This is a genomic window from Bacillus sp. JJ1127 (assembly GCF_036965845.1).
In the GTDB taxonomy this organism is placed as follows: Bacteria; Bacillota; Bacilli; order Bacillales; family Bacillaceae_G; genus Bacillus_A.
The window spans coordinates 1-16,637 of record NZ_JBALQK010000061.1; the positions used below are offsets into that span (position 1 = coordinate 1).

A 16,637-nucleotide genomic window follows, 5' to 3' on the forward strand; every position below is an offset into this window, starting at 1 on the left:
AAGAGTAAACGAGTATAGGATACTTTTTATGCTGCATAGCAGGGAGTTAGATGTCGAAAAATCAAAATGGACAAAGGGGGCCGTTATGAGCATTCAGAAACATCATGCACGTAATGCGAGACGAATATTATTTGTAGCTATTATTGTATGGGTTATTATTGCGATTGGATTTGTAGTGGAGTATTGGAAAGGAACACTTTTTAGTTTGGAAAAGGATAATCTAAAACTAATCAGTGTTGTGTTACCGGCATGTATGTTACTGATTTATAGTTTGATAGAAAGAAGCAGAGCGAAAGGGATAGAAAGGATAACTCAAGATAAAGGGATATCCCTATTGTTGGAGCAGCGGAGATTTGTTGTTCGCAAGGAAACAGGTATATTCAAGACGATTACATATTTTGGATTAGACGGAAATACAATAGGGATGCTCAAAGAAAGGTATGATTCCCAGATTCAAAAGATGTGGAAATGTATTCTGTCGTTCCTCTTCAATGGAATACATGAGCAACAGTTTTATTTATGTAATGAATTTGAAGAAGAGTTGCTAGTAGTCAAGAAGAAAAGAGGCGTAAGGAATTCATATTCATTTTATAACGTAACAGGAGAAAAAATTGGTGAATTGAATCAATTGTTAAGTTTAACGAAATGGAAATGGTGTTTTTTATCAGCAAACGGGGAGGAAATTGGAAAAATTACAGGAGATTTATCCGCGACATTGCAGGAGGGAAATTGGAGAGATGGAACTTATATTGATGTGAAAGAGGACGGGATCCCATTAGAAGCGGTTCAATATTTCTCTGCAAGTGGGGGATCACTTGTTACAGTATCTGTAGCGGAACAAGCGGAATTACACCCAAAGGTATATTATGCTGTAGCTGCAATTATAACTTTTAAAAATTAAAAAACATGTCAAATGCTATTTTGTGTTATCTGCATGATCTTGTATAAAGAGGAAGAGTAGAAGTGTACCAAACAGGTACACTTCTGTCTATTCTGTTACCAAAATAATGTAACAGAATAGGAGGTAAGGGTATTACAGTTTACAATGGGTGTGACTCTTATACTACAGAATAGGATTCGCTTATAAGGATACCAAAAAAATACAATTAAGGAAAGAGTGAGTTTAAAAGAGTTTTAAGTGTAGTTAACACTATGTCTATATTAGTTTGCTCAATGTTTCACAAATGTGTCACAACTATTTCGTCCACTTTTAAAAAAAAGTAGTATTCTAAATGTGTAAGCTGTTATATAAAAAATCTAAGTCCTGTACTAATCAAAAATGGAGGAGATTAGGATGACTGAAGTATTAGAAAATGTAAAAAATGCATGGGAAAACTTTAAAGGTGCAAAGTGGAAAGCAGAGATTGATGTCCGCGACTTCATTTTAAATAATGTAAACGTATACGAAGGTGAAGAATCCTTCTTAGCTGGAGCAACAGAAGCGACGAAACAACTTTGGGATCAAGTAATGGATTTAACGAAACAAGAACGTGACAATGGCGGAGTCCTTGACATGGATACGAAAATTGTTTCTTCTATTACATCACATGACCCAGGGTATTTAAATAAAGATATTGAAAAAGTAGTTGGTTTCCAAACTGACAAGCCATTTAAGCGTTCATTACAACCATACGGTGGTATTCGTATGGCAGAGCAAGCTTGTGAATCTTATGGATATGAAATGGACAAAGAACTAAGCCGTATTTTCAGAGACTGGCGTAAAACGCATAACCAAGGTGTATTCGATGCTTATACTCCTGAAATGAGAGCAGCTCGTAAATCAGGCGTTATTACAGGTCTTCCAGATGCATATGGCCGTGGTCGTATTATTGGTGACTATCGCCGCGTTGCATTATACGGTATCGATCGTTTAATTAAAGCGAAAAAAGAAGATTTGAATTTAACTGGCGGTGTAATGAGCGAAGATACAATGCGTTTACGCGAAGAATTATCTGAGCAAATTCGTGCCCTTCAAGAATTAAAACAAATGGCAGCTTCTCACGGTTTTGATATTTCTAAACCAGCAACAAATGCACAAGAAGCATTCCAATGGTTATATTTTGCTTATCTTGCAGCAATTAAAGAACAAAATGGTGCAGCAATGAGTCTTGGCCGTACGTCTACTTTCTTAGATATCTTTATCGAAAGAGATTTAGTAAACGGTACATTAACAGAAGAAGAAGCACAAGAAATTGTTGATCACTTCATTATGAAATTACGTCTTGTGAAATTTGCAAGAACACCTGATTATAATGAATTATTCTCTGGTGACCCAACTTGGGTAACAGAATCTATCGGTGGTATTGCACTTGATGGTCGTCCATTAGTAACGAAAAACTCATTCCGTTTCTTGCATACATTAGACAACTTAGGACCAGCTCCAGAACCAAACTTAACAGTTCTTTGGTCTAAACAATTACCACAGGGCTTTAAAAACTACTGTGCAAAAATGTCTATTAAAACATCTGCAATTCAATATGAAAATGATGACATTATGCGCCCAGAGTACGGTGATGATTACGGTATTGCTTGTTGTGTATCTGCAATGAGAATTGGTAAGCAAATGCAGTTCTTCGGAGCTCGTGCAAACTTAGCTAAGACACTATTATATGCAATTAATGGTGGTAAAGATGAAAAATCAAAAGAACAAATTGGACCTGAATATGCACCGATTACTTCTGAAGTGTTAGATTATGAAGAAGTAATGCGTAAATTTGATGTGACAATGGAATGGTTAGCAGGTTTATATTTAAACACATTAAATGTTATCCATTATATGCATGATAAATATAGCTATGAACGCATTGAAATGGCACTTCATGATACAGAGGTTCTTCGTACAATGGCAACAGGTATTGCTGGATTATCTGTAGTAGCTGACTCTTTAAGTGCAATTAAATATGCGAAAGTAAAACCAATCCGTGATGAAAATGGTATCGCAGTTGACTTTGAAATTGAAGGGGATTTCCCTAAATACGGTAACAATGATGATCGTGTAGATGAAATTGCAGTCAATCTTGTAAAAACATTTATGAATAAACTTCGTAAACATAAAACATACCGTAATTCTGTTCATACAATGTCAATCTTAACAATTACATCTAACGTTGTATACGGTAAGAAAACTGGTAATACTCCAGATGGTCGTCGTACTGGAGAACCATTTGCACCAGGTGCAAACCCAATGCATGGCCGTGATACAAAAGGGGCACTAGCATCATTATTATCTGTTGCGAAATTACCATATGAAGATGCACAAGATGGTATTTCTAATACATTCTCAATTATTCCAAAAGCACTTGGTAAAGAAGATGATGTACAAGTTCGCAACTTAGTATCTATGCTTGATGGATATGCAGTAAAAGAAGGACATCACTTAAATATTAACGTATTTAACCGTGAAACATTAATGGATGCAATGGAACATCCTGAAAAATATCCACAATTAACAATTCGTGTATCTGGTTACGCTGTTAACTTTATTAAATTAACTCGTGAGCAACAAATTGATGTAATTAACCGTACAATGCATGAAAGCATGTAAGTAAAAAGGTTTCCCCCTGTTGTTAATAAGAAGCAGGGGGAAGCTGTTTCAATAAAGGAGGAAGTAACATGGTAAAAGGAAGAATTCATTCTGTAGAGTCTTGTGGTACTGTTGATGGCCCAGGAATTCGTTATGTCATATTTACACAAGGGTGTTTATTACGTTGTCAATATTGTCATAATGCTGATACATGGGAGATTGGTAAAGGAAAAGAAATAACAGTTGAAGAAGTGATGCAGGATGTTACATGTTACCTTCCCTTTATTGAGGCTTCAGGAGGCGGCATTACAGTGAGTGGTGGAGAGCCGTTACTACAGTTAGACTTTTTAATCGAGTTATTTAAAAAGTGTAAAGAAGCGGGAATTCATACAACAATCGATTCTTCTGGAGGATGTTATTCTGAAGAGCCAGAATTTCAAAGGAAATTAGATATTTTAATGGACTACACAGATCTAGTTTTATTAGATTTAAAACATATTGACTCCAAAAAGCATCGTAAATTAACTGGTAAACCGAACGAACATATTTTACAATTCGCTCGTTATTTATCGGATAAAAAGAAACCTATATGGGTAAGACACGTATTAGTTCCTGGTGTTACCGACAATGAAGAGGATTTACAGCGACTATCTAGCTTTATTCAAAGTCTATCTAATGTAAAGAAAGTAGAAGTCTTACCATATCATAAACTTGGTGTATATAAGTGGGAAGCACTTGGACATAAATATCCACTTGAAGGAGTAGAGCCTCCGACAGAAAAAAATGTTCAAAATGCAAAGCGTATTTTACAAGCAGTCTAATCCAACTATTGGATTAGACTTTTTGTTTTACTCTAATAAAACCTAGAGTATATGCAAAGAAAAGAGTATACTAAAAGTAGAATATCCATATTTTTGTAAAGAAATAAGCGAATAAATTTGCATAATTGTAAAGGGAAATTTAAATAGTAAAAAGAATTAAGAAGTATTAGGATGAGTATTATGGAATATAGAATATTGGTAAGTTATTGCGAAAGCTCTTATAGGAAAGTATAATGTAAAGATATGAGCACAGATAGGATTAAGGGGTCAATCTTATATGCTTTGCATATCCACGACAGGTACATAGCTAACATGAAAGTGTTGGAATCCAAATATGTAATTTTTTTAAGGAAAATGTTTTTCCTATTGTCGTATATGCAATATGGAGAAGCGAAAAAGCTAGGAGTGGATTTGTTTGATAAAAAACCCCAAGGTTTTAATATTAACTGCACATTACGGGAACGGCCATGTGCAAGTAGCAAAAACATTAGAACAAACATTTCGTCAAAAAGGAATCGAAGATGTGATCGTGTGTGATCTATTTGGAGAGTCACATCCGGTCATAACGGATATTACAAAATATTTATATTTAAAAAGTTATACAATAGGTAAAGAGTTATATCGTTTGTTTTATTACGGTGTAGAAAAAATTTATGATAAGAAGATCGCATCGTGGTACGCAAACTTTGGAAGAAAACGTTTAAAAGCACTCTTGCATGCGGAAAAACCAGATATTGTTATTAATACATTTCCGATTATTGCCGTACCAGAATTGAAAAAACAAACGGGTTTTTCAATTCCTGTGTATAATGTGCTAACAGATTTCTGTTTGCATAAAATATGGATTCATCGTGAAGTAGATCGTTATTTTGTCGCAACAGATCATGTGAAAAAAGTAATGGTTGAAATCGGTGTGCCTTCAGAACAAATTGTAGAAACAGGGATTCCAATTCGTAGCAATTTCGAGTTAACTATGAATCCGGAAATCATATATAATAAATATCAGTTATCTCGAGAGAAAAAGATTTTACTTATTGTAGCGGGAGCCCACGGTGTATTAGGAAATGTAAAGGAATTATGCCAATCATTTATGTCAGTTCCTAACCTGCAAGTAGCTGTTGTCTGCGGAAAAAATGATACTTTAAAACAGGAATTGTTAGGACTACAGGAGCAGAATCCTGAGGCGCTAAAAGTATTTGGTTATGTAGAAAATATTGATGAGTTATTCCGTGTTACTTCTTGTATGATTACCAAGCCGGGAGGCATCACATTAAGTGAAGCGGCAGCTTTACAAGTACCTGTCATTTTATACAAACCTGTACCAGGACAAGAAAATGAAAATGCACTGTATTTTGAAAAAAAAGGAGCGGCGATTGTAATTCGTGAAGATGCTGAAATTTTTGTGAAAACGGAAGCTCTATTACAGGATGACATGAAACTTTTACAAATGAAAGAAGCAATGAAAAGTATTTATCGTCCAGAACCAGCCTGTCACATTGTGGATATCATTTTAGAAGAAAATCATGTACAACCTAGTCATATGCCAATTAAATCAACAGTTCTTGCCCAATCTTTTACGTAAGATGAAACCCTCTTTTCTGCTTTGAAGGAGGGTTTTTTGTTATTTTATTAAAGTTTCACTTTATATTGATAATAAATTTTCTATCTTTTCAGTAGGAGAGAGTAGGTGATAATAGTTGAAAATCCCGCATTTTATCCACAAGAGAATCCGCTTTCAATAGAGGGTAAAATCAGAATATTAACAATGATATCCACACAATCCACAATTTTTAGAAAAAATATCCACAAACAAAAAACTCTATATGTGATTAAATACAGGATTATCCTCAATAATGGTTGAATTTATACACAATTCTATTAATTTTGTGGATAAAGTTTTCCACAGAAAAAGATCCCTCCTTGAGAAGGGATCTTTTCATATCATTATACGCCTTTTGGACGATAACCAGCTGCACGGTCTGCTTTTTTAAATTCTCTTTGATAGAGAACTTCTTGTGTACCAGATAATGTATTTCTCAATTTTTCACGTTTCTTTTTATCCATTACCATTCACCTCGTATCATAAAGTCACTATCTATCGTTTCCAATGGTAGGAGGTGATATACATAATAAACTAGTATTACTGCTTGTAAAAGTCCGATTGGTGAGGACTGATTAAAGTTTCATTTTAAGCTTCTTTTAAATGATGTGTATCTTGGAATGTATTGTCGCGCATTGTAGCAAGTGTATATTGGTCTTTCGAAATTTCATATAAATTATATACTTCTTCGTGTGCATTAATTTGATCGTAAACAGCCTTTCTTGTTTCGTTGGCTAGGTTTACATATTGAAGCTTTTCGGCTGCTTTAATAGAACGAATATTAACTTTACGAATGCGCATAAAGATTGTTTCAATATCTAATTCATAGAAAAGTTCGCTGAAAAAAGCATCTTTTGCTAATTTATTATATCCTTGACCATGATAAGGTTTACCAAGCCATGTACCAAGAAATCCAGCTTTTTCTTGCACATCAAATAAAGTAATCGTACCGATAGGGTTTCCCCATTCATCTAAAATTGTACGTGAAATCAATTCACCGCGTTCTTCAGCTTCGATTGTTTGCTTTGTTAAAAATAAAAATTCTTCATATGAATAAGCCTTTTGACGCACAAAAGGGAAGACAGCAGGATCCACCATTAAATCGTATAGAACGTGGCTGTCGTGTAAGTCGCGTTTTTTTAACATACTAACTCCTCCTCACACGAGGGTAGCATGACGAAAAAACACCCCACCCTCGAAATTTTTATATCAATCTTTAAAAAATTTCGGGGTGGGAATCGAACCCACTAGAACCAGTCTATAACGCTGGTGGCGCACCATTTGCCTTCCCCATTCATCAATTTGAAATGAATAATCACGACACAAATTGATTATGGTTTCATTCAGTTTATAATCGTATAATACTTTATCTAATCAAAAAAATAAACTAGTTTTTTATTTTTTTTTGTAAATTATTTTTCCGTTAATCATAGTGAATACAGGTTTGGCTAAATAATGGAATGGATGGTGAGTCCATAAAACAAGATCGGCGTCTTTTCCAATTTCAATACTCCCAATTCTATTTTCTAAACGTAAGTTGCGAGCAGGTAAAATAGTAATTCCTTCCAAGGCGATTTTCTCGTCTAATCCTTCTCGAACAGCGAGGGCTGCACAGACATTTAAATATTGAATTGGCGTATAGGGATGGTCTGTTGTGATGGAAACTTCTATTCCTTTTTTTGATAGGATATGGTAAGTGTCCCAAGACTTATTTTTCAGTTCGATTTTTGAGCGGCGTGTGAGGGTCGGACCAACAGAAATTTTTAAATTGTGCTTACTTAGTTCATTAACAATGAAGTGTCCTTCTGTACAATGTTCAATACGTAAATCAAGATTGAATTCTTGTGCAAAGCGAAGAGCGGAACTAATATCATCTGCACGATGCGCATGGATACGTACAGGAATTTCTCGGCGTAATGCTTTTAAAATGGGAAGCATTCGAAAGTCTGCATCGTTTCCATAGTGTTGTGCTTCATAGAAAGATTCGCGAAGTAAGCCCATAATACCCATGCGAGTAATGGATTCCTTTGTGCCATTACTATGAATGCGTTTTGGATTTTCTCCAAAGGCAATTTTCAAACCAGCGGGTTCTTGAATGATCATATGATCGATACAAGTTCCGGCTGTTTTTATCACGCATGTCGTACCGCCAATAATATTTTGACTTCCAGGCATAACGTGAACGGTTGTAATGCCACTTTGGACTGCATCTTGAAAAGCTATATCAAAGGGGTGTATGCCGTCTAAAGAGCGGATATGTGGTGTTAATACTTCAGATGTTTCATTGGCATCATTTCCAGCCCAACCGGTTCCTTCATCGTATAGACCAAGATGAGTATGAACATCGATAAATCCAGGTAACAGATGAAGAGCCCTCGCATCAATAATGGTCATATCTTGAGTTGACTCAATATGTGGTTTTACCTCAGTGATTTTGTCTCCTGCAACTAATACATCCCCTTGAAACTTTGGAGATGTAATAGGGTATACAATTGCTTGTTTGAGCAGTATTTTCATAGGTACCTCATTTCCATTGTCTTATATTGTTTTGGGGAGCAAAATAAAAACAATTTGAAAGATTGATCCCATATTAAAGGATGATAATATCCCCCTCGTTTCAAAGTTTAGATAAGGAATAAGTGCGTGAAATTCTGAATGGATAGGGCTGAAATCAGTAGGAATGAAGAACCGCTCCTGATGACTGTTGCAATTTATTTTAGAAGTATTACATTGTATGCGATAGTATATTTTGTAATGCATGGCTTAATGTCGGAAATGAGTGTTTATATCCATAATCGAGCGCTTTATGGGGTAATACATATTGGCCTTGTAAGATGAGTATACTCATCTCCCCGAGTAAAGTATGTAGTACAAATGCTGGAGTAGGAAGCCAATGCGGACGCCCGATGACATTTGAAAGTGTTTTTCCGAATTCTTTCATCGTTATAGGTTCTGGAGCTGTAATGTTAAGAGGACCTTCTATTTCTTTTGTTTGTATTGCGAAATCAATCATACGAATAGCGTCATGTAAATGAATCCAGGATAACCACTGTTTACCGGAACCGATTGTACCACCAATATATAATTGATAAGGAAGTAACATCTTAGGAAGAGCACCTCCTTCTGCGTCTAAAACAACTCCAAATCGTGCATAGATAGTTCGAATGCCGAGAGAAATAGCATGAGAGGCTTCTTTTTCCCATAAATGTACTGTATTTGCTAGAAAATCATCTCCATGTTCTGTATCTTGTTCAGTAAAAGTCTTTTCGATGGATGTGCCATAATACCCAATAGCGCTAGCGTTAATAAAAGTATGGGGTTTCGTTTGTAATGACTGTAATTGTCTAATGAGTCCTTTTGTCGTATGAAGACGACTTTTTAGGATGTTCTCTTTTTGTTTTTGTGTCCAGCGTCCATTATTAATAGATTCTCCTGCTAAATTGATAACAACGTCAACAGAGGAGAGAGGAAACGTATGTGAATTAGCAGTCCATTGCAAGTATTGAATGTTGGAATCAGGAGAATTTTCTATCGTTTGCCGGGTAAGAATGTAAATTGTATGTCCTTTTAAGTTTAAAAATTGAGCTAGTTGTTTACCAATAAAACCAGTACCTCCAGAAATCGCGATTTTCAAAAAAATTTCCCCCTCATTATATCTATTCATGGAAAGCAAATTTGCTCCGTAACTATGTTAAAATAGTAGCGGGGTGAAGAATATGGCTGTCATTACAAAAATAGAAGTACAAAAACGAACGAAAGAACGATTTAATATTTATATTGATAAGGGACAAGGTGAAGAATACGGGTTTAGTGTAAATCAGATTGTTTTAATTAAGCACGGATTGCAAAAAGGCTTAGAAATTGATGAAGTAGAGTTAGCTAATATTTTGTACAATGAAGAAGTGCAAAAAGCATATTTGCAAGCAATCTCCTATTTATCTTATCAAATGAGGACAAAACAGGAAGTTGAAGAGTATTTACGAAAAAAAGAAATTGGACAGGCCATCATCTCTGAAGTTGTTTCGAAATTATTACATGATCGCCATATTAATGATAAAGAGTATGCAATTTCATACGTGCGAACTCATAGTAACGTAAATCAAAAGGGACCAACTGTGATTAGGCGTGAACTTCTTGGTAAAGGTGTTCAAGATGTAATAATTACTCATAGTTTACAAGAGTATCCGAAAGAAAAGCAAATTGAAAATGCTTTTGCGCTTGTAGAGAAAAAGAAAAAGTCTTATCAAAAGCATTCTTTTTTACAAATGAAACAAAAATTAGAAGAAATGCTTGTGCGTAAAGGGTATTTTCGAGATGTAATTCAAATTTGTCTTGAAGAGTTGAAAGATGAAAAGGATGACTCGCAACAGCAGGAGGCATTGTTATATCATGGGAATAAATACCATGAAAAGTATAAAAAGCATGATGGATGGACATATGAAAATAAGATAAAGCAAGCGCTATATCGAAAAGGATTTTCTATTGATGAAATAGAGACGTTTTTACAAATGAAACGTGAAGAGGGATGAGGAAATATGATGAATATGCCAAAACGCTATAGTGAAATGACACCGCATGAGCTAAGAGAAGAAGTTGGTATTTTAAAAGAGCAGGCTGTGAAGGCGGAGCAGCTTGGTATTGTAAATGAATTTGATGTATTAATGAGAAAAATGGCAATGGCACGTGCTTATATGACAGATATTAATAAATTTCAAATTGGTGAAACATATGAACTGATTGAAGAACCAGGTGTATTATTTACAATTACGTATTTCAACGGGGTATTTGCTTGGGGACATAAACAAAATGATAGTGAGGAAATTGGAATTCCAATTTCACTGTTACAAGAAAAATAAAAACCAGAGAGTAAATATCTCTCTGGTTTTCATCTTTGGTAGGCGTTAAAGGAGATAGGAGATTTTAAAATTGGCGTTTTCGCATTTCGTTCGCCAGTATAATGAGAGACTGGGTTTGTTGCGTTTGTCCATTTACTTGTGCTTTCGCATGTTTTGGACGTGCCCACGTAGGGTTAAATAATTCAGAACGACTATCTAAATGATTACGGTAGCTCATCTTTATCACCTCGTGTAGGAAGTTATATTATTTTTGACTATTCTTCCTGCTGATTTGCAGCACGCATACGTTCCTGTGGGTGCGTGTTAATTGTGCCGTTAGGTCTCTTCGAAGCAAAACGAGACTTTGCTTTCGGTTGACCTTCGATTTTGCTGTTGTTTTTTGATTCAGACCAAAATTCGGCTTGTCTACCCAAGAAGAACGCCCCCTCATTATAAGTTGATACTTGTTAAGAAGTATCAATTATAGAATGTGCAAAATAGAAGAAAATATCCTTTAGAAATTAAAGGAAGAAATGAGGTTCATCACCGTAACATGGGGTTGATTTTTTGAAAAAGAATCATTTTTTATACACGGAACGGAGAGTGGCGACTCCCGCGGAAAGCGTCCACTCGGAGTGGAGTGTACATCTATCTATATGTCACCCCCGTCTTTTGGTGATGCACCAGAAATGAATAAAAGGAGAATATAACATGAATGATATTTATGAAACATTAACAAAAGAATTATTAGCAAAAAACAACTTTCTTTCTTATGCTCAGGCTCGCGCATGGGTTGAATTATTATGGGAGGATTTTCAAGTAACATATGCAAAATCTGGTCGTTATCAAGGAGAAGAAATGACTGAGCAGGTAGTAAGAAAGTGGATTCATAATCATGGTGAACGTCTTCATGAAATTCGTACAAATAATCCTAAATATAGCCATTTAATTAATCAAGAAGATCATTTAAAACATTAAGAAAAGCGACCAAAGGGGGTCGCTTTTCTTAATGTGGAAGCAATTCCAATTTTTTTCGAAGTTTTTCTTCACTGAAAATCCAGCCTGTATAAGAATTAATGATATTTAAATTTTGATCTAGTTGAACGATTGCGACGAATGGATAATAATCTTTACTACGGTAGCGTAAATCGATAAAGCGCACTTCATAATAGTTGTCGTAATCAAAAATATCCCAACGGTATACGGGTGAAAAAGATAAAAAAGCAGAAATGTTTTCATCTTTTTGTGCAGCCCGGATAATTTTATTATCTGGGAGTGGAATACGATCAAATTTATCATGTACCATAATATGGCCGCGGTGCCAACGAGCAACATAATAGTGTTTTTTTGTTACAATAGCCAAATGATAGTGATAAAAGCGATAGGAAGGAGAAATAATGATTTCCTCTACATCTTCAAATCGTTTGTACACTACACTTTTGACATTTTGTCTCATTACAAATCGACCGACATAGTAGACAAACATTAATATATATGCGGCTAAAGCAGTATATCCTTTATCGGAGCCAACAAGCATACAGGCGATAGCGAGTATATGGATAAAGAAAATGATAGCATCAAATGTATTAATTACGCCAAGTGCCACCCATTTTTTTGTAAAAGGCCGCAATGCTTGTGTACCATAAGCGTTAAAAATATCAACAAATACATGAAGAAAGACGGCAATAAATGACCAGAGTAGCAGGTGAAGATAAGGAGCTTCTGAAAAGAAGGCAAAGGAAATTCCACTTATAAGGAATGACCAAAGAATAACTGCAGGAATGGAATGGGTAATCCCGCGATGATTTCGTATATATTTTGCGTTATTTCGCAACTTCAAGACAGTATCTATATCAGGAATATTGGAGCCAGCAATCGTTGCAAGCATAACTGCTTGTGGTCCAAAATCACTTTGAGATATGGCTGGATCTAATGTTGCTAAACTACCTAATGTGACGCCCATAACAAGGTGAGTGGCTGTGTCCATAAAAACACACCTCCGTTTTTTTATTAATGTAACTCTTTTTATTCGATACCTCAAGTCATTTGCCTTCTATTTCCTACATCATCTTACTTAAATTTTTTCCTAAAATCTTTATAATAGTACGTATATGCAAAAAATGAGGGGGACCTGGTTTGACACTTGAAATATTAAATGAATTTAACATAGAGCAATTTCAAAATGATTTAATTAGTTGGTTTGAAAAAGAGCAACGCGATTTACCATGGCGTAAAAATAAAGATCCGTATCGTGTTTGGGTTTCTGAGATTATGTTGCAGCAAACACGAGTAGAAGCTGTAAAACCATATTACGCAAATTTTATGGGAAAGTTCCCAACGTTAGACGCATTGGCAGCGGCAGAGGATGAAGAGGTATTAAAAGCATGGGAAGGCCTCGGTTATTATTCTAGAGCACGGAATTTACATGCAGCAGTAAAAGAAGTAAAAGAAGTATACGGCGGGAAAGTACCTAGTGATGTGAAAAAAATTGAAAAATTAAAAGGTGTTGGTCCATATACAAAAGGTGCGATTTTAAGTATTGCATATGGAATACCTGAACCAGCTGTTGATGGAAATGTTATGCGAGTTTTATCTCGCATTTTATCAGTTTGGGATGATATTGCGAAACCGAAGACACGAAAAATATTTGAAGATATTGTACGTGAAATCATTTCAAAAGAAAATCCATCCTACTTTAATCAAGGGCTAATGGAATTAGGTGCACTGATTTGTATTCCTAAAAATCCAGCTTGTTTACTTTGTCCTGTTCGTGAGCATTGCCGTGGACATGCAGAAGGTGTGCAAAAAGAATTACCAGTTAAAAGTAAGGCAAAAGCTCCTAAAATGGTGCCGCTTGTTGCAGGGGTGCTTCAAACAGCGGATGGGAATTATGTAATTAACAAAAGACCGAGTACAGGATTACTTGCAAACATGTGGGAATTCCCAAATGTTGAAATAAGTGAAGGGATTCGGAGTCATAAACAACAGCTTACTGATTATATGAAAGAGGAGTTTTCTCTTTCTGTTTCAGTTGATGAATACGCGCTGAACGTCCAACATACATTCACGCACCGTACATGGGATATATTTGTATTTTATGGAAAAGTAACAAGTACTATTAAAGAAACAGATACATTAAAAGTTGTATCTAAAGAAGAATTTGAGAAATTACCTTTTTCTAAATCGCATCGTACGATTTATGAAGAATGTGTTGAAAAAATTGCTGTTAAATAATTGATGAGAGAACGTGCTCCAAAGCTTAGGAACACGTTTTTTTAATCGTACGAAACTCTTGTGCCATGAACCCGACTATATAAATCCATTTTGATTTTTCGACATCTAAGTTGCTGCTATGCAGAATACAACATGACCTGCACTCACTTACTCCCTTTGTTTTAAACATGGCATGTGGCAGAAAAAGGCNNTGCTCTCTTCCACCTAAAAGAAGGGCTTTTATGTCGGTTTTTTAATTGGCATTTATATAGCTTCGTTTTTTTGTAAACCACCTCGTGACTCAATTTCTTTAATAATTTCTTTGTAAATAGTTTGGCCTTCTACATTTAAATAAGGCATGATTTGCTGCAAGGAATGATGAAAATAAGCTAATTCATCTTGTTTCCAGTCTTCTTTCGAAATCATAGATAGTTCTGTCATATCACGTCCGGCGTACATGTTCACACCTCCATCGTATGTAGTTTGAATAAGCAATGAAAAATATATGCGTGAATTAAAAAATGAAATTACGGATAGCTTTTGGAAGGATTGGTTACATTATTGGTTGTGGAGGTGAGAAAAATGAACAAACAACAAGGATACAACAAAGCAACTTCTGGTGCTAGCATTCAAAGCACAAATGCTAGCTATGGTACAGAGTTCGCAACTGAAACAAATGCACAAGCAGTAAAACAAGCAAACGCACAATCAGAAGCAAAGAAAGCGCAAGCTTCTAGTGCTGCTCAAAGTGCAAATGCTAGCTATGGTACAGAGTTTGCTACTGAAACAAATGTACAAGCTGTGAAAAAGCAAAACGCACAATCAGCAGCAAAAAAATCACAATCTTCTAGCACAAATCAGTAACGAAAGAAAAACACTTCTCGGTTCAAGAGAAGTGTTTTCTTTGTATGGAGAATTATTGTCTTCTAAGAGAAATAACTCAGCAGGATAGCATTTGTAATTTTACTGTAGATACCGACATAACTTCTAATAAGTCAACAAATGTAGTCAAAGGAGAAAGAAGTGAAAGATTAGAAAATATTTAGTAGAAGATGTATCTTGTATTAATGAGTGGAAGGTATAAAGGGGGCAAGTAATGAATTCATTTGATAAGTTGGTAGGGGAGCAGTTACAAACAATGGATGAATTGTTGAAACTGCAAGCACATTTGGAGAAATACCAGCAGCTTGAAATGAGTGAACAAGAAAAGTGTGATAAAAAAGAATTGTATTTTATTCGGCAAGAAATATATAAAACAGAATTGGCATTAAAGTTGTTACATGAAAAATTTGAGCAACAAACAAATGAAGTGATTCATTCTTTTGAAACAGAAAAAATTACTTCTAACTAAAGATGAGATGTATTTGGATGATTTAGTTAGAAATGCCCCTCCTTCATGATTGAAGAAGGGTTTTTTCTCATCATACATTGTTTAGTGATATTCTCCGCTTAGCTGCTAGCAAAAGTAAAAAAGTTAGGTGGGGAAGAAAAAGTCGCTATATAAGTCCAAATTGAAAAATCAACATACAACCTTTCTTTTAGGTGGAAGAGAGCATCCGGCTATGCATAGAAGCGGTCAGATCCTTTTCCTGCGCATGCCAAGTGAAAACAAAGAGAGAAAATAAGTAGCGATCACCTTTTGTTCTTCATAGCCGTGACTTATATGTTAGAAAAACAAAATGGATATATATAGTTGAAATTTAAATTTATGGTTCATCACCGTAACATGGGGTTGATTTTTTGAAAAAGAATCATTTTTCATACACGGAACGAAGAGTGGCGACTCCTGCGGGAATAGCGGGGAAAGTGAGACCCCGCAGGCTTGCCGAGGAGGCTCGCTCTCGCCCGCGGAAAGCGTCCACTCGGAGTGAAGTGTACATTACCTATATGTTACCCCCGTCTTTTGGTGATGAACCAAATTTATAGGAATGAGAAGAGCCTTTGCTGGTGCTACGAAAACTGGATGCCATCAGTTTAGTTTTAAAATTTTGACAAAAAAGTTATAATAGAAAAAAAGTGAATGCAGTTCAATACTAGTTGTGCCAATTTTAGAAGAGCATTTGCAGTGAAAGAAGGGAGTATGTATGGGATTTCCCAAAGAAGGAGAAAAAGTACAAATACATAGTTATAAACATAATGGCTCCATTCATAGAATGTGGGAAGAGACTACAATTTTAAAAGGGACACAAAGCCTTGTAATCGGTGCTAATGATCGGACAGTAGTTACAGAATCAGATGGCCGGACATGGGTTACTCGTGAACCTGCGATTTGTTATTTCCATGCAAACTATTGGTTTAACGTAATCGGTATGTTAAGGGAAGATGGAGTATACTACTATTGTAATTTAAGCTCTCCATTTGCATACGATTCAGAAGCGTTAAAGTATATTGATTATGATTTGGATATTAAAGTATATCCAGATATGACATATACTCTTTTAGATGAAGATGAGTATGAGAAGCATAGCCAAATTATGAAGTATCCTCCTGTAATTGATACGATTCTAAAAAGAAATGTAGAGTATTTAACGCAGTGGATTCATCAAAGAAAAGGGCCATTCGCACCGGACTTTGTAGATATGTGGTATGAGCGATATTTAATGTATAGAGATTAAAGCAAACCTGCAGGGGATTTCCCGGCAGGT

Annotated in this window: 19 protein-coding genes; 11 read left to right on the forward strand and 8 right to left on the reverse strand. The window is 35.5% G+C overall.

What is annotated here, in order from left to right:
- Positions 1-85: 85 nt before the first annotated feature.
- The 4 genes from V7183_RS07915 (at position 86) to V7183_RS07930 (ending at position 5,926) form a co-directional block, all read left to right on the forward strand.
- A complete protein-coding gene (locus tag V7183_RS07915; protein WP_335359157.1) occupies positions 86-901 on the forward strand; it encodes a sugar ABC transporter ATP-binding protein in 816 nt (271 codons plus the stop codon).
- Positions 902-1,294: 393 nt separating this feature from the next.
- Positions 1,295-3,544 carry a formate C-acetyltransferase gene (gene pflB / locus V7183_RS07920; protein WP_335359146.1) on the forward strand — a complete coding sequence of 750 codons (2,250 nt, stop codon included), beginning with the start codon at positions 1,295-1,297 and terminating at the stop codon, positions 3,542-3,544.
- Between the two features lie 68 nt (positions 3,545-3,612).
- Positions 3,613-4,344: a pyruvate formate-lyase-activating protein gene (gene pflA / locus V7183_RS07925; RefSeq protein WP_097898757.1), complete on the forward strand. Its 732-nt coding sequence runs from the start codon at positions 3,613-3,615 to the stop codon at positions 4,342-4,344.
- A 415-nt stretch (positions 4,345-4,759) separates the two neighbouring features.
- Entirely contained in the window at positions 4,760-5,926 is a 1,167-nt protein-coding gene (locus V7183_RS07930) for a diglucosyl diacylglycerol synthase (protein WP_097898758.1), read from the forward strand.
- Positions 5,927-6,288: 362 nt separating this feature from the next.
- On the opposite strand, the gene V7183_RS07935 is transcribed toward V7183_RS07930, so the two are convergent.
- The 4 genes from V7183_RS07935 to V7183_RS07950 form a co-directional block, all read right to left on the reverse strand.
- Positions 6,289-6,408, reverse strand: coding sequence for a YfhE family protein (locus V7183_RS07935; protein WP_097898759.1), 120 nt, complete (start codon positions 6,406-6,408; stop codon positions 6,289-6,291).
- A 124-nt stretch (positions 6,409-6,532) separates the two neighbouring features.
- On the reverse strand, positions 6,533-7,090 hold the full coding sequence (locus V7183_RS07940; RefSeq protein ID WP_097898760.1) for a GNAT family N-acetyltransferase: 558 nt from the start codon (positions 7,088-7,090) through the stop codon (positions 6,533-6,535).
- A 249-nt stretch (positions 7,091-7,339) separates the two neighbouring features.
- Positions 7,340-8,461, reverse strand: coding sequence for an amidohydrolase (locus tag V7183_RS07945; protein ID WP_097898761.1), 1,122 nt, complete (start codon positions 8,459-8,461; stop codon positions 7,340-7,342).
- A 208-nt stretch (positions 8,462-8,669) separates the two neighbouring features.
- The gene (locus V7183_RS07950; protein WP_335359147.1) at positions 8,670-9,578 is read right to left on the reverse strand and encodes a TIGR01777 family oxidoreductase; all 909 of its coding nucleotides are present in this window, start codon (positions 9,576-9,578) and stop codon (positions 8,670-8,672) included.
- An 82-nt stretch (positions 9,579-9,660) separates the two neighbouring features.
- Between V7183_RS07950 and recX the strand changes: the two genes are divergently transcribed.
- Together recX and V7183_RS07960 are read left to right on the forward strand one after the other, a co-directional pair.
- Entirely contained in the window at positions 9,661-10,473 is an 813-nt protein-coding gene (gene recX / locus V7183_RS07955; protein ID WP_335359148.1) for a recombination regulator RecX, read from the forward strand.
- A 9-nt stretch (positions 10,474-10,482) separates the two neighbouring features.
- Positions 10,483-10,800 (forward strand): YfhH family protein, encoded by a 318-nt coding sequence (locus V7183_RS07960; protein ID WP_097898787.1) that lies wholly within the window; start codon positions 10,483-10,485, stop codon positions 10,798-10,800.
- 64 nt (positions 10,801-10,864) lie between these two features.
- Here the strand turns inward: V7183_RS07960 and V7183_RS07965 are convergent, their stop codons facing one another.
- Positions 10,865-11,017 (reverse strand): YpzG family protein, encoded by a 153-nt coding sequence (locus tag V7183_RS07965; protein ID WP_335359149.1) that lies wholly within the window; start codon positions 11,015-11,017, stop codon positions 10,865-10,867.
- A gap of 37 nt (positions 11,018-11,054) precedes the next feature.
- Positions 11,055-11,213, reverse strand: coding sequence for a small, acid-soluble spore protein K (locus V7183_RS07970; RefSeq protein WP_002113845.1), 159 nt, complete (start codon positions 11,211-11,213; stop codon positions 11,055-11,057).
- Between the two features lie 277 nt (positions 11,214-11,490).
- Between V7183_RS07970 and V7183_RS07975 the strand changes: the two genes are divergently transcribed.
- Positions 11,491-11,757 (forward strand): YfhJ family protein, encoded by a 267-nt coding sequence (locus tag V7183_RS07975; protein WP_097898765.1) that lies wholly within the window; start codon positions 11,491-11,493, stop codon positions 11,755-11,757.
- A gap of 28 nt (positions 11,758-11,785) precedes the next feature.
- Here V7183_RS07975 and V7183_RS07980 read toward each other — a convergent pair whose 3' ends face one another.
- Positions 11,786-12,766, reverse strand: coding sequence for a metal-dependent hydrolase (locus V7183_RS07980; RefSeq protein ID WP_335359150.1), 981 nt, complete (start codon positions 12,764-12,766; stop codon positions 11,786-11,788).
- Positions 12,767-12,915: 149 nt separating this feature from the next.
- Between V7183_RS07980 and mutY the strand changes: the two genes are divergently transcribed.
- Positions 12,916-14,013, forward strand: coding sequence for an A/G-specific adenine glycosylase (gene mutY / locus V7183_RS07985; RefSeq protein ID WP_335359151.1), 1,098 nt, complete (start codon positions 12,916-12,918; stop codon positions 14,011-14,013).
- Between the two features lie 243 nt (positions 14,014-14,256).
- On the opposite strand, the gene V7183_RS07990 is transcribed toward mutY, so the two are convergent.
- Positions 14,257-14,451, reverse strand: a complete 195-nt coding sequence (locus tag V7183_RS07990) for a hypothetical protein (RefSeq protein WP_335359152.1) — start codon at positions 14,449-14,451, stop codon at positions 14,257-14,259.
- A 108-nt stretch (positions 14,452-14,559) separates the two neighbouring features.
- On the opposite strand from V7183_RS07990, the gene V7183_RS07995 reads away from it, so the two are divergent.
- The 3 genes from V7183_RS07995 (at position 14,560) to ntdP (ending at position 16,607) form a co-directional block, all read left to right on the forward strand.
- Complete coding sequence (locus V7183_RS07995) at positions 14,560-14,856, forward strand: gamma-type small acid-soluble spore protein (protein WP_335359158.1); 297 nt, start codon at positions 14,560-14,562, stop codon at positions 14,854-14,856.
- Positions 14,857-15,088: 232 nt separating this feature from the next.
- Positions 15,089-15,343: a YgaB family protein gene (locus V7183_RS08000; protein WP_097898771.1), complete on the forward strand. Its 255-nt coding sequence runs from the start codon at positions 15,089-15,091 to the stop codon at positions 15,341-15,343.
- 733 nt (positions 15,344-16,076) lie between these two features.
- On the forward strand, positions 16,077-16,607 hold the full coding sequence (gene ntdP, locus V7183_RS08005; protein ID WP_097898772.1) for a nucleoside tri-diphosphate phosphatase: 531 nt from the start codon (positions 16,077-16,079) through the stop codon (positions 16,605-16,607).
- Positions 16,608-16,637 lie beyond the last annotated feature (30 nt).

Excerpts from the sequence above, each read along its gene's own strand:
- pflB (WP_335359146.1), top strand. The coding sequence starts at position 1,295 with ATGACTGAAGTATTAGAAAATGTAAAAAATGCATGGGAAAACTTTAAA.
- recX (WP_335359148.1), top strand. The coding sequence starts at position 9,661 with ATGGCTGTCATTACAAAAATAGAAGTACAAAAACGAACGAAAGAACGA.
- V7183_RS07960 (WP_097898787.1), top strand. The coding sequence starts at position 10,483 with ATGAATATGCCAAAACGCTATAGTGAAATGACACCGCATGAGCTAAGA.
- V7183_RS08000 (WP_097898771.1), top strand. The coding sequence starts at position 15,089 with ATGAATTCATTTGATAAGTTGGTAGGGGAGCAGTTACAAACAATGGAT.
- pflA (WP_097898757.1), top strand. The coding sequence starts at position 3,613 with ATGGTAAAAGGAAGAATTCATTCTGTAGAGTCTTGTGGTACTGTTGAT.
- ntdP (WP_097898772.1), top strand. The coding sequence starts at position 16,077 with ATGGGATTTCCCAAAGAAGGAGAAAAAGTACAAATACATAGTTATAAA.
- V7183_RS07945 (WP_097898761.1), bottom strand. The coding sequence starts at position 8,461 with ATGAAAATACTGCTCAAACAAGCAATTGTATACCCTATTACATCTCCA.
- V7183_RS07990 (WP_335359152.1), bottom strand. The coding sequence starts at position 14,451 with ATGTACGCCGGACGTGATATGACAGAACTATCTATGATTTCGAAAGAA.
- V7183_RS07940 (WP_097898760.1), bottom strand. The coding sequence starts at position 7,090 with ATGTTAAAAAAACGCGACTTACACGACAGCCACGTTCTATACGATTTA.
- V7183_RS07915 (WP_335359157.1), top strand. The coding sequence starts at position 86 with ATGAGCATTCAGAAACATCATGCACGTAATGCGAGACGAATATTATTT.
- V7183_RS07965 (WP_335359149.1), bottom strand. The coding sequence starts at position 11,017 with ATGAGCTACCGTAATCATTTAGATAGTCGTTCTGAATTATTTAACCCT.
- V7183_RS07975 (WP_097898765.1), top strand. The coding sequence starts at position 11,491 with ATGAATGATATTTATGAAACATTAACAAAAGAATTATTAGCAAAAAAC.
- V7183_RS07935 (WP_097898759.1), bottom strand. The coding sequence starts at position 6,408 with ATGGATAAAAAGAAACGTGAAAAATTGAGAAATACATTATCTGGTACA.
- V7183_RS07980 (WP_335359150.1), bottom strand. The coding sequence starts at position 12,766 with ATGGACACAGCCACTCACCTTGTTATGGGCGTCACATTAGGTAGTTTA.